At 42.0% G+C, this 12741-nt stretch carries 13 protein-coding genes; 4 read left to right on the forward strand and 9 right to left on the reverse strand.

Annotated elements, in window-relative coordinates; all coding sequences use genetic code 11:
• Positions 1–159: 159 nt before the first annotated feature.
• Positions 160–909: a sulfite exporter TauE/SafE family protein gene (locus tag MHH49_RS27235; RefSeq protein ID WP_076146140.1), complete on the reverse strand. Its 750-nt coding sequence runs from the start codon at positions 907–909 to the stop codon at positions 160–162.
• A gap of 354 nt (positions 910–1263) precedes the next feature.
• The gene (locus MHH49_RS27240; protein ID WP_038570683.1) at positions 1264–2139 is read right to left on the reverse strand and encodes a LysR family transcriptional regulator; all 876 of its coding nucleotides are present in this window, start codon (positions 2137–2139) and stop codon (positions 1264–1266) included.
• A gap of 128 nt (positions 2140–2267) precedes the next feature.
• On the opposite strand from MHH49_RS27240, the gene MHH49_RS27245 reads away from it, so the two are divergent.
• Positions 2268–3161: a DMT family transporter gene (locus MHH49_RS27245; RefSeq protein WP_076213250.1), complete on the forward strand. Its 894-nt coding sequence runs from the start codon at positions 2268–2270 to the stop codon at positions 3159–3161.
• A 62-nt stretch (positions 3162–3223) separates the two neighbouring features.
• Here MHH49_RS27245 and MHH49_RS27250 read toward each other — a convergent pair whose 3' ends face one another.
• The 6 genes from MHH49_RS27250 to MHH49_RS27275 all read right to left on the reverse strand — a co-directional run bounded on the left by MHH49_RS27250 (position 3224) and on the right by MHH49_RS27275 (position 9246).
• Complete coding sequence (locus MHH49_RS27250) at positions 3224–4723, reverse strand: MDR family MFS transporter (RefSeq protein WP_081386838.1); 1500 nt, start codon at positions 4721–4723, stop codon at positions 3224–3226.
• A 247-nt stretch (positions 4724–4970) separates the two neighbouring features.
• On the reverse strand, positions 4971–5711 hold the full coding sequence (locus tag MHH49_RS27255; protein WP_341138679.1) for a copper amine oxidase N-terminal domain-containing protein: 741 nt from the start codon (positions 5709–5711) through the stop codon (positions 4971–4973).
• Positions 5712–5841: 130 nt separating this feature from the next.
• Positions 5842–6606, reverse strand: a complete 765-nt coding sequence (locus tag MHH49_RS27260) for a M15 family metallopeptidase (RefSeq protein ID WP_200870206.1) — start codon at positions 6604–6606, stop codon at positions 5842–5844.
• A gap of 14 nt (positions 6607–6620) precedes the next feature.
• Entirely contained in the window at positions 6621–7532 is a 912-nt protein-coding gene (locus MHH49_RS27265; protein WP_076222661.1) for a hypothetical protein, read from the reverse strand.
• Positions 7533–7591: 59 nt separating this feature from the next.
• Positions 7592–8917 (reverse strand): FtsW/RodA/SpoVE family cell cycle protein, encoded by a 1326-nt coding sequence (locus MHH49_RS27270; protein WP_076222663.1) that lies wholly within the window; start codon positions 8915–8917, stop codon positions 7592–7594.
• Positions 8914–9246, reverse strand: a complete 333-nt coding sequence (locus MHH49_RS27275) for a PadR family transcriptional regulator (RefSeq protein ID WP_076141697.1) — start codon at positions 9244–9246, stop codon at positions 8914–8916. Before MHH49_RS27275 ends, MHH49_RS27270 begins: the two co-directional genes overlap by 4 nt.
• Before the next feature lie 139 nt (positions 9247–9385).
• Between MHH49_RS27275 and MHH49_RS27280 the strand changes: the two genes are divergently transcribed.
• The 3 genes from MHH49_RS27280 to MHH49_RS27290 all read left to right on the forward strand — a co-directional run bounded on the left by MHH49_RS27280 (position 9386) and on the right by MHH49_RS27290 (position 11189).
• Entirely contained in the window at positions 9386–10024 is a 639-nt protein-coding gene (locus tag MHH49_RS27280; protein ID WP_341138680.1) for a hypothetical protein, read from the forward strand.
• Positions 9997–10569 carry a hypothetical protein gene (locus MHH49_RS27285; RefSeq protein ID WP_341138681.1) on the forward strand — a complete coding sequence of 191 codons (573 nt, stop codon included), beginning with the start codon at positions 9997–9999 and terminating at the stop codon, positions 10567–10569. The genes MHH49_RS27280 and MHH49_RS27285 overlap by 28 nt, the downstream gene beginning before the upstream one ends.
• 275 nt (positions 10570–10844) lie before the next feature.
• The gene (locus MHH49_RS27290) at positions 10845–11189 is read left to right on the forward strand and encodes a hypothetical protein (protein WP_143758683.1); all 345 of its coding nucleotides are present in this window, start codon (positions 10845–10847) and stop codon (positions 11187–11189) included.
• 69 nt (positions 11190–11258) lie between these two features.
• Here the strand turns inward: MHH49_RS27290 and MHH49_RS27295 are convergent, their stop codons facing one another.
• Positions 11259–12713, reverse strand: coding sequence for a DHA2 family efflux MFS transporter permease subunit (locus MHH49_RS27295; RefSeq protein ID WP_036685000.1), 1455 nt, complete (start codon positions 12711–12713; stop codon positions 11259–11261).
• Between the last annotated feature and the right edge of the window lie 28 nt (positions 12714–12741).

Consider the following 12741-nt stretch of genomic DNA (forward strand, 5'->3'; position numbering starts at 1 on the left):
CATTTAGCCTCGTTCAATATACTATTCGAAAACGCATTCATTTAATGTACGCGCGTACATTTTCTCATGAACAAGGCTCTTCGTCAACCCTAAGATTGGATAAATTTAAAAGACGTTCATATACACTAAGGAGAAGAACGTCTTTCTATTTCTTTTCAACTATCCGCGAGGTACTAGCAATAGGACACCAAGTAAAATGATAATCAGAAATAAGTAACTCTCAAATTTCTTAGCAGGAATACGTTTATTCACATATACACCGAGCACTGTAGCTAAGATAATTGCTGGAATAGAATATCCATAAAGAACAAGAGCATCCGTAGTCCACAATCCCCCGATAGCATGACCAGTTACAACAAGTACACCAGAAATAAGAAAATGAGCTTGCAACGTACCCCGAAAGCGATCAGGATTCCACTGTCGTAAAGTACCATAGATCACGACCGGGACACCATTAAAGTTATAAGCACCGCCAAGTACACCCGAAGCGAATCCGAAGGGATACACCCAGCCTTTTGCCTTAAGCAAGGGATGATCGATCGTCTTAACTATTCTCTTCTTAATCACTGAATAAACTCCATAAACAATCAAAAATATACCAAGTCCAGTCATAATTACACTTGCAGGTGCTAAATAAAGCATAACTAGTCCTACAGGAATTCCTATCACTGTTGAGAGTGCTAATCGAATCAGAATAGGTCGTTCTATATGCCGCCACCCACTCACAACTGTAAGTGAGGCAACCGTGAGGCCTGCCAATCCAATCAAAGAAACTGAGGTATGTATAGGAATCGGGAGCAGTGCAAGCAGTGGCATGCTCACAATCGCTTCACCAAAACCAAACATGGTTCTCATCAAGGCACCTATAAATACTGCTAATACGACTAGTGTAATAATTGTAACGGACAATCGTTTATCCCCCTCCTAATCTCATCCATCCGTAATTGTGTATAAAATCATCACATAGACAGATCATCTGGAATACATTTCTTTTTCCCACTCTTCTAATTATAACATATCATTCTCTAAAAAACAGATATCGTTAGAGAACAAACGCGCATTTTAACATCCCTAGAATCCATCACATTGCCGTTATAACTACACAATAATGGAGATATACATATAATTAACCAAAACCCCTTAAAATCGATTACAGAGGCCCGTATGTATTACCCTTTTTCTAAAAAACAACTAAGTATCTAAAAAAAACTGATTCCCCTAACGTTGAAGAGGTATCAGTTTCTTATTTTTTGACGTATTTATTTAGGCGTTATCTTTCAGCCACACTTGCACATGCTTTAGAAATTTTTTGGTGACGGGAGAAGCGTATTTCATAGAGTGGACAGCAATTCCTAACGATCTGAAACTTCGTTCCTCTAATTCTAACATGGCCACATTATAATTTTGCCGGGTTAAGACAAGCTCTGGCAAAATACTAATGCCAAGACCTTTCTCCACCATCGACATAATGGCATAGTCATCACCTGCTGAGAATTTAACATTAGGTTTAATACCCGCCTTATCCAGCACACGTCTAACATCATAATCCGAACCTGCTTTCGGGATAATGAAATCCTCTTTAGCAATTTGCGATAAGGAAAGAAAGGGCTCCGTGCTTAGCGGATTCTCTTTAGATACAATCCCTAACATCCGGTCTTTTTTTAAAGGAATTACGTCAAACTTCTCACGTGTAGGCAGTGAAATAAAACCGCAGTCTACGACTCCAGCCTCTATCCATTGCTCAACCTCCAAATAACCGCCTTCCATCAGCTTGATTTCTATATAAGGGTATTCACTGCGAAATTGCTTAATCATCCCTGGCAGCCAATGCACAGACACACTGGTGAACGTACCGATGGTAATCGTGCCAATCTCTAGCCCGTGGATGTCCGCTACCTCCTGCTTCAATTTCTCGTTCCACTTCAAGATTTCACGGATAGGCTGCAGAACTTGTTCTCCGTTTACCGTCAATTTCACACCGGATCTATTTCTAATTAATAACGCGAACCCAAACTCCATCTCCAAGCTGCTAATGGTGTGACTAATTCCGGATTGCGTAAAACCCAGTACATCTGCTGCTTTTGTTAAGCTGCCTAGCTCCACAACTTTCAGAAAAATCTCATATTTATTAATGCTCAACCTCTGTTCCCACCCTTATAAATTGCATAAGTTTTACTCATGTATTCTATGATAAACATTCAGTTACCTTATGTATAGAGCCGTATTATACTATATTGAGTTGAAATTGAAGAAGGATGGATGAAGAGATGAAACCGCTCAAAGCTGAGCTGCTGCTGTTAGTTGTAACATTATTTTGGGGCTCCTCCTACATATTTATGAAAATGGGGTTAGGTACGTTAGGCGAATTCAATCTGATTGCACTGCGCTTCGGACTTGCTTTTATATTAGCCGCTATGATATTCCACAAACGATTAAGACGAGTAGACATCAAAACATTAAAATATGGCGCCCTACTCGGATTCCTCCTGCTCGGCGTATTCACATGTATAACCTTCGGACTTCAAACAACCACCACCTCAAACGCAGGATTCCTAGTTGCGTTGACGGTTATTTTTGTACCGATCTTGGATCGAGTTATTTTCAAAAAAAGAGTTGCACCTCCACAAGTGTTCGGCTCCATCCTCGCCATAGCCGGGATTGGACTCCTTACCTTAAATGCAACCTTAACTATTCAGCCGGGTGATTTCCTGTGTATCCTTTCGGCAGTGTTCTACGCGGTACAGATCTTATTTACAGGCAAGGCGGTAAAAGAATGTGATTCCCTGAATATCGGAATCTTGCAGTTAGGATTTGCCGGAGGGTTGGCCTTAGTGTTGTCCGCACTCTTCGAGACACCTGCGCTACCGTCTACTTTGCCAGGTTGGACTGCAATTCTTGCGCTTGGTATCTTATGCAGTGCCTGTGGCTTCATCCTGCAACCTATTGCTCAAAAATATACATCACCGACCCGCACCGGACTAATCTTCTCCCTTGAGCCGGTCTTCGCTGCGATGTTTGGTTATTGGTTCGCTGCTGAGAAGTTATCGATGCAGGGTTATGCTGGCGCAGCGCTTGTTCTGCTCGGAATCGTGGCTTCTGAATTGCTTGGTAAAGCAACACTCCCCGCATCGTGGGCTCAGAAGAAACCAGAGCATTTATAACAATAAAGGCGTCGTTCAACTATACAAGCTGAACGACGCCTTTTCTATGTTTATTGGTTCAATTAATGCCCCATCATCATCGCCGCATCTGCCTTCTGTCCCTCTCCAGAGGAAGGATCGCCAGCGGAAAGCTTAGGCTTGCGCAAAATAATACTCATTAATATACCTACCACACCTATGCAGCCAGACAGGAAGAACACATCATCAAAACCACTAACTGCGGCTGTCAAAGGATTACTTCCCGCTTTCAGTGCTCCCATATGAACAGCGATCTGACTAGTCAGGTAACCTGTCATTCCAGCTATAGCAAATGAAACAACGACTTGTTGAGCAGCAGCAGTAAGTGAAGTTACACTTCCCACCCATTCACGTGGAGCAGCATTCAAGACATGAGTATTCAAAGGCATCATCGTTAGACCCATACCAAAACCTAAGAAACCCAGGTATGTCATAATTAACGATAAATTTGTTGTAACACTAATTCCGGATAACAGGAACAAGGTGACCGTAATGATACTAAGTCCAACAAACGCCAGCGGACGAGCCCCGATCTTATCAAACAACCTGCCGCCAATCGGCATTCCGATTGCTGAAGCTAAAGCCTGCGGAAGTAGAATCAGGCCGGTCTCCAGCGGGGTATAGCTTCTAATCTGCTGCAGATAAAGGGGCACAAATAACATGGACCCAAACAAAGCGGCTTGCATAACCCAAGTTAAAATAATACCCCGAGTGAAATCCGACGAACGGAAAACTCGCAGTTGTAAAAGCGGATTTTTGTGAAGCAGCTCCACAATGACAAGAAGGATCAATGCAACCCCTCCAACAGATAAGCCAACAATAGCGGGAGTAGACGACCAGCTTGTTCCACCGCCTTCATTCACCCCATAAGCCAACATAGAGAAGGCAATTGGGGCAAGGATAATGCCTAGGATATCGAGTCTACCTTTGCTCTTTTTTTCAGACTTCGGCAAATATTTAACACCAAGAATAATGCCAACGATTCCAATAGGGACATTAATCAGAAAGATCCAGTGCCAGCTTACGTACTCCACCAGCCAACCGGATAAGACTGGACCGAGTGCCGGAGCTAAGAGCATTGGAATACCAAGCATCCCCATAATAGAACCTCGACGTTCTACTGGAGCTAATTTAAAAACCATCGCCATCCCAATGGGAGCAACCATCCCCCCGCCAAGACCTTGAATGACTCGAAAAATAATGAGCTGAGATGAGCTTTGTGCAACCGAACATAACATAGAGCCAAGAATAAACATCGTAAGAGTTGTCAGAAAAACTTGTTTCGATCCAAAACGATCGGTCATCCAGCCCGCGAGTGGGATTACAGCCGCTAAAGCTAAAGTATAACCCGTAATCGCCCACTGAATCGTTTTGAGATCGGAAGCAAAATAATCAACCAGCTTGGGAACGGCCACATTCACAACAGTACCATCCAGAATAACCATAATCATACCGACAATAATAGCAAGAAGCGGGGGGATGATTGCTTTTAACGAAAAGGGTTGATCTTCTGCAGTACTCATTCCAGTCATAGTTTTTGTCATCCAGTACTCCACTCATTTCTCTAATTTAATTAAATGCTTTATTGATTATTTCAAATTTTAATTTACATTCGATGAATCTGGAAGTCAACAAATAAAACCATTTTTTCCATTAAAAACACATCGAGTTTACGATACCCTTCAGAAATTATCTTGAAATGTATATTAGAACAGCAAAAAGACTATGCATAATCCCCTTAAATCTTCTCGCTTGGGAAATGTGCATAGTCATCATGGAATCATTTTCCGATTAGAGCGTTTCTCTTAATTCTATAATTTTGCCCGATGTGTTCAATATAATTTCAAGTGGAATCTCTATCTCTGCAAAATCCAATACACAGCGAATAGAAAATTGATCCTCGTTATAGCTACTTTTTGTAGATTTAATCCCATGATAATTCCCGGCTTTTACCGTAATTTGCTTCCAGTCTTCCAGTAATCCATTTGAGCTTGGCTTATTTACGACCACATCATAATGATATCGCTCCGATAATTCATTATATTTACCGCCGACCAGTAACCCCGCTATAACACTCGCTGTCACTTCAGGGGTATACACTTCAACTTGATTGGACTCCCCATCATATGAGGTTAATAAACCAATTGTCTTAAAAAAGGAGATTGGAACATAGATATGATCCTGTCTGAATTCGAAATCATCTTTAAAAACCAACTCTTGTGCATTATTGATGCTAACTAAATGTTCGTTAAGCTTCCATTTAATTATTTCATTTATCTTTGTTAGTGTTATAGTTTCTGAACTTTTTTGATATGTTGTTGTATATTTCAGTGCATTGGAAGCCTCTCTGAGCGGAATCATGACCGTGGAACCCTTGTTGTAGGCTGAATGGGGATCAGTTTCCAGTAGTTTACCATTCAAAATCACGCTAACCTGGCCGGAGTCTGCCCATACTGTTGGAGCGGCAAATCCACCAAATCCATTAGTTAAAAACAGAACACCTAACACAACTACCGCTGCCATTTTGATCATCGCTCGAAACCTCCCTTTAGTTATTACAAGTATTATGTGCGTTTCCAGCATGTGCTAATCCTAATGATAATCAAGACAAGCAAAAAAAAGAAGCCGTTCAACATTATGTTGGGCCGCTTCTTTTAAATAACTATTCCACTTTGAAGTCAAAATACTGCTTAGGAAAAGGTTCTTTTATCAGCGTAAAATGCCACCATTCCTTACTATAAGGTTTAAAGCCTTGCTTCACCATAACCTCTTTGAGAATTGCGCGATTTGCTTTCTGAGTCTTGGTGATTAACGATGTATCATAAAAAGAGATATCTCCGAAAAAATCAAACGGGCTGCCCATATCTACATCTACACCGGTCTCTTTATTGACGATCGTTAAATCGATGGTACTGCCACGGGAATGTCCTGATTTTTTCGCTATAAATCCGAGTTTGAATAAATTACGTTTATCCAGTAGCGGGTAATATTGCTGCTTCATCTTAGTATCCGCGGAATTCTGTGACCATCTTACAAAATGATTCACCGCGGTCTGCGGACGATAAGCATCATAGATTTTTAGGATATATCCTTTTTTGGCTAAATCCTCACTTACTGCCTTCAAGGCTGTAGCCGCAGTCCTTGAAAAGATCGCTAAAGGCGCTTTATATCCATCAATCCGCTCCCCTACAAAATTATTGTCTCCGTAATAACGAATTTCAAAATGGGCAGTAGGAATCACTTCATCCAAATAGACAAATCCTTGCGGCAGACGGTGTTTCTTCTCCAGCTGCATTTGCTGCAGTACATTGTCTGTAGATGATCCAACGTAAGCTGCATCTGCGCTGCCCATAACAATAGTGTTTGTCCATAACAACAGCACAAATGCGAAAACTATGATTTTTGTTCCTCTAAATCCGGTTCTCAATAGATCCCGCCTCTTCATTTCGAATTAACCGTTTGATTCAGAAATTTTTCCACTTCAGGTGTGAGTTTATTATTCGTGGAATCAAGTAACTGCAGTAATTTTTCTAAAATCATTAGGATTCTGGTGTCGCCTTTGTTTCCTTTTAATGCATTCTCATACGCCTTTTTCACTTCAGGTTTGATTATTTGCTCATCATAGTCATAAGCTGGTGTGTTGCTTGACCCATATAATAAGCGTGAAGTTGCATTAAGCAGCTCTTTTTGAAGAACGGTTGACCGATTGGAAGCTGGATATTTCGTCACAAAATCCTCCAGTGCTAGCGCCCTGTTCGTTAACTCTGTCCAACTAATCACAATAGCTGCATCAAATACACTTGGTTGATTCGATTCAGTGGCCATGATGTCAATGTAAGCTGCGATGTCCTTCGTGACATACGGCTTAAAGCTTTTGAAGCCCTCATAATGCATCACTGGATAGTACATGCCCTCACTAGTCTGCAGCTTATATCCCTTATCCCGTCCTTCAATTAACATATTGCGTACATTGGCATCTTTGATCGAATTAAGGAGTGTGCTGTAGGTTAGATTTTTGCTTTTGGATAAAGCATTATTTATCTCTTTCTGAACATTCTCCGGAAAAACCTTCTCAGAGTACACAGGTAAATATGCCTTCTGTGCATTTTCGAGCTGGAGTGTCATCTGAGTTGCTGTCCAGGTATCCACTTCTTTGATATGGTTAATCAAATAATTCCGTGCGTTAGCCAGAGATGCCGGCTTCTGTACATATTGCTGGAATTGATTATAGACTTTTGCAGATTCTTTCACAGTTGCGGCAGCTACAGTATCTGTTGTATGTATACTCCCAAACCCTCCCATAGAGCCTAGGGCAAAGGCAACACTTAACAAGCCTGTTTTTTTCCATCCCATTAAAAGACCTCCCTTAAGTATTCATACTTAATAATTAGACATACGAGAGGATCCTGAATCTAACTTAGTACAGTATTATTCTGGACGCCTCCAATGTCCTTCCTACGATAAATACCCATCAGAAGTCCAATAGCCGCATATTCAAACCACACATGACTCCCATAGCTCAGGAAAGGGAACGGGATAGAAGTCAGCATCATTCCACCGCTCAAAATAGCAAGACCATAGGTTAGTCTTATCGCTAGCAAAAATGCCAAACCCAACACTAGAGCTTGTCCATAGGTCTCACGAATCGCTCGTATCGTAGATAGAAGCTTGATGAAGAACCAGGAGATAACTGCCAGCAAAAGCAGTGCCCCCGCCCAACCAAAACAATGAATAAGATAGACAGGCAACATATCTGAGTAGACATACGGCAGCTTTTGTTCTACTGCTCCGAATCCGTGCCCCCACCAACCCGCTGAACTAATAACTTCACGCATTACTTGGTATATATAGCCATAACCGTCTGGATCTAAAGAGGGATTTATAGCACTAATGATTCTGACCATCAGGTAGTCGCTATTGAAGATGAACATTAGTCCAACTATTACAAAGAATCCTAATAATACTACACTCTTAATCCAATCGCGAGTAATCCATACATATAATACTAATGAAGAAATTAGATACACCACAAGCTCTGGAAGAGAGTTTAAAGAGATAAGAAGCAAGGCAGGTGCTAACAGAATGCTTATGTTGAACAAACCACTCCGCCAAGTTTTCTTTTTAGCCGATTCCTTACGATTCACTAAAATCCCTGCTAACGCGACTATCAATACATAAGGACGATAGGATGTCATATCAGGTAAGATCAAAAAAATCCTAGGACCATAATTCACTCCATTTATTGTTATCCCCCAGAATATACTCGACAGAATTCCGGCTATTGATGTTCCGTATAATACCCACGAGAAACTTTTCAGCTTTCTGAAATCGATAAAATACAATCCAAACATCAATACAATTCCAATGAGTATATTTATCGCTTGGCGTCTAAACGCATTATCCAAAAAAGAACCCTTAACGATATCACTGTAGCCTACATCCACAGAACTCATTCCGATCAGACTGATCGCGGATAACAAAGCTACAACTCCAAACAATCCCCAAGGTACATGTGGTTTATGTATTAGATGAAGTTCCTTCCCTAACGTTTGCGGGCTCCCCATTTGTTCGATCGCCCAAGCTATGGCTTCTTCCCGTGATACACCGTCGGCTTCTTTTTCACAAATTAAATCTTCTAGATGACTAGCTAATTCTTGACGTATCTCTGGGTGAGTTTTTTTCGCTTTAATCTCTGCACACACTACATCCAAAAATTGCTGCTGCCTCTCTTTCATCATACACCACCCTCTCCCAGAACGGAGTCAACTGCACCTTTGAACATAACCCATTCTGCTTTTTTCTCCTTGAGTTTCTCTTTACCTTCATCCAGGATTCTATAGTACTTACGCTTCCTTCCTTCTACCTCCATCCAGTAAGCCTCCACCCAGCGCTCACTTTCCATCGCATGCAGAATCGGATACAAGGTTCCTTCTTTTAATGAAAAAACACCCTGAGATCTCAGCTCCAGTGCTTTGATTAACTCATAACCATATAATGGCTTCTCCAGTAAAAGAGTCAGAATCAACGTACCCGTACTGCCCTTCAGCATCTCTTTACTTACTTTCAACGGCTAACACCTCCTAAATTCTAAACTTTACAATTGGCGTGGATGTATCTGATCCACTAAACAAATTTCACTCATCATAGTAGTTGATCTGCATCCTTGGACCGGATTCGGCTCATTCTACGGGATTTATACCGTTGATTTGCACCCCCGGGCCGGCGTGGGCTTAATCTACGGGATTTATACCGTTGATTTGCTTCCTCGGTCCGAATTCGGCTCATTCTACGGGATTTATACCGTTGATTTGCCTCCTCGGTCCGGACTGGGCTCATTCTACGGGATTTATACCGTTGATTTGCACCCCCGGGCCGGCGTGGGCTTAATCTACGGGATTTATACCGTTGATTTGCCTCCTCGGTCCGGATTCGGCTCATTCTACGGGATTTATACCGTTGATTTGCTTCCTTGGCCCGGACTGGGCTTAATCTACGAGATTTATACCGTTGATTTGCTTCCTCGGTCCGGCGTGGGCTTAATCTACGGGATTTATACCGTTGATTTGCCTCCTCGGTCCGGATTCGGCTCATTCTACGGGATTTATACCGTTGATTTGCACCCCCGGGCCGGCGTGGGCTCATTCTACGGGATTTATACCGTTGATTTGCTTCCTCGGTCCGGATTCGGCTCATTCTACGGGATTTATACCGTTGATTTGCCTCCTCGGTCCGGATTCGGCTCATTCTACGGGATTTATACCGTTGATTTGCACCCCGGGCCGGCGTGGACTCATTCTACGGGATTTATACCGTTGATTTGCACCCCCGGGCCGGCGTGGGCTTAATCTACGGGATTTATACCGTTGATTTGCTTCCTCGGTCCGGGCTCGGCTCATTCTACGGGATTTATACCGTTGATTTGCCTCCTCGGTCCGGATTCGGCTCATTCTACGGGATTTATACCGTTGATTTGCACCCCCGGGCCGGCGTGGGCTTAATCTACGGGATTTATACCGTTGATTTGCCTCCTCGGTCCGGATTCGGCTCATTCTACGGGATTTATACCGTTGATTTGCTTCCTTGGCCCGGACTGGGCTTAATCTACGAGATTTATACCGTTGATTTGCTTCCTCGGTCCGGATTCGGCTCATTCTACGGGATTTATACCGTTGATTTGCACCCCCGGGCCGGCGTGGGCTTAATCTACGGGATTTATACCGTTGATTTGCCTCCTCGGACCGGATTCGGCTCATTCTACGGGATTTATACCGTTGATTTGCACCCCCGGGCCGGCGTGGGCTCATTCTACGGGATTTATACCGTTGATTTGCTTCTTCGTCCAATGACTAATATCTGTATACATGAATATTATTTATCCTTTTATACCTAGGACAACTATACATCGTAAATCTATGTATGTAAAGTTCCTCTTATTCCCCCCCCTTACTCCCTCCCTATTCCCCACTCTCACATGTATAATAATGGTAATACAAGCGACATTTTGAGGAGATCTACCATGCAAAAAACAACAATAGCCATCTGGAGTTTTTCGTTCTTTTCATAGTTATTTTCGTTGGATATATGCTCCATAACAGTTCTTTGACCTATTATGAGGCGTGGAAGATAAATTGGGGAATAGCGATCTTTAAACCTACAGAGTCAAAAGTGATATTTGAAAGTCCACCCAGTCTCCATGGGGATGGCGAAAGCTATTACGTATTAGATTATAACGATAAGCAATTCAAAGAAATCAAAGATGCAACATCTTGGCATCCCCTCACTGTTGAATCCATTGCCCCCTTAAAAGAGAGAATATCAAGTTTCAAAGATTCCGTGATAGCCATTTATCCAAATGAAAAAGCCAAATACGAAAAATTATTTCAGGCTAACCCCATAGAACTCAAAGAAAGTGGATTGTATTACTATAAGAAAAAAGATGATGATAGCTACTGTATCGTGATCCTTAACGTGGAATTAAAACGAGTATATATGATGGAATGGACACAATGATTGACGACAAAAAAGGAGTGCTAGAACTGTTGCCAGTTAGCACTCCTTTTAATCGAATTCCTCTAATTATTAATGCATTGGAGTATTCATTTTATGATTAACAACTACTCTTTTTATGAAGAAAGCAAGAATTAGTCCTACAATCGCCATACTCATTCCGAAAATAAAAGCATTTTGTACACCGTTCGTGAACGCAGGTAACATATTAGCTGGATCTGCTGGGTTCTCTACAGTTTTCATATAGCTTTTTGAACCCGCGGACATAATGCTGACTGCTAATGCAGTACCAATTGCACCAGCAACCTGCTGCAGTGTATTCATGATAGCTGTACCATCTGGATATAGCTCTAGTGGTAACTGGTTAATACCATTTGTTTGTGCCGGCATAAATACCATCGAAATACCAATCATAAGCGTACTGTGAAGTACGATTACGAACACAACCGTAGAAGCTACACTAATACTGGAGAAGAACCACAAGGCTACCGCTGCAATAATCAGACCTGGAATAACGAGCCATTTCGGACCGTATTTATCAAACATACGACCCATAATTGGGGACATCAATCCGTTTATAATTCCGCCTGGAAGCAGCAACAGACCCGCTTTGAAAGCTGTATAACCTTGTCCTTGTTGAAGGTACATCGGAAGAATCAGCATGGAGGACAGAATAACCATCATACAGATAAATACCATAGCTACACCAATAGCGAACATTGGATATTTAAAAGCACGCAGATTAATCATTGGCTCCTTCATCTTCATTTGACGAAGTCCAAACAATAACAATGCTACTACACCTACGATGATCGCAATGATCACTTTCGGGCTTCCCCAGCCCGCTTCTTCACCCGCGCTGCTGAAACCAAACACGATACCGCCAAACCCGAGTGAAGATAACACAATGGAGAGGATATCAATTTTCGGTTTCGTCACCTTTGTTACATTCTGCATGAACAGAATCCCAAATATCAATGCAATCACTAAGAATGGCAATGACAACCAGAAAATCCAGTGCCAGCTGAGGCTTTCAATAAGAAGTCCAGCAATGGTAGGTCCAATCGCCGGAGCAACCATGATAACCAGTCCGATCATCCCCATTGCAGCCCCCCGTTTTTCAGGAGCAATGATGATAAGGATTGTATTAAACATCAGTGGCAACAGAAGCGCTGTTCCCATAGCTTGAACCACTCTTGCTGTAAGTAAGAACTCAAAGTTAGGTGAGACTGCTGCTAGGAATGTTCCTAGAATTGAAAAACATAAAGCCGCTATAAACAGTTGTCTCGTCGAGAACCATTGAAGCAGCATCCCCGAAATTGGTACTAATATACCCAGTGTAAGCAGATAAGCTGTTGTCAACCATTGTGCTGTTGCTGGGGTAATTTGTAGGACATTCATTAGATCGCTTAAAGCAACATTTAATGCCGTTTCACTGAACATTCCGATAAAACCTGCTAGTAATAAAGAGACAAGAATCGGAATAGTCTTAAACTTCTTGACCTCTTTTTGTTGATTCCCTTGCATAGTTGCTTCCACCCTTAATCCTCCTGAT

This window comes from Paenibacillus sp. FSL F4-0122 (assembly GCF_038002845.1).
Taxonomy (GTDB): domain Bacteria; phylum Bacillota; class Bacilli; order Paenibacillales; family Paenibacillaceae; genus Paenibacillus_AQ; species Paenibacillus_AQ odorifer.

Coding starts and splice junctions, on each gene's coding strand:
- MHH49_RS27245 (WP_076213250.1), top strand. CDS start 2,268: ATGAAACCGCTCAAAGCTGAGCTGCTGCTGTTAGTTGTAACATTATTT.
- MHH49_RS27250 (WP_081386838.1), bottom strand. CDS start 4,723: ATGACAAAAACTATGACTGGAATGAGTACTGCAGAAGATCAACCCTTT.
- MHH49_RS27255 (WP_341138679.1), bottom strand. CDS start 5,711: ATGATCAAAATGGCAGCGGTAGTTGTGTTAGGTGTTCTGTTTTTAACT.
- MHH49_RS27265 (WP_076222661.1), bottom strand. CDS start 7,532: ATGGGATGGAAAAAAACAGGCTTGTTAAGTGTTGCCTTTGCCCTAGGC.
- MHH49_RS27270 (WP_076222663.1), bottom strand. CDS start 8,917: ATGATGAAAGAGAGGCAGCAGCAATTTTTGGATGTAGTGTGTGCAGAG.
- MHH49_RS27295 (WP_036685000.1), bottom strand. CDS start 12,713: ATGCAAGGGAATCAACAAAAAGAGGTCAAGAAGTTTAAGACTATTCCG.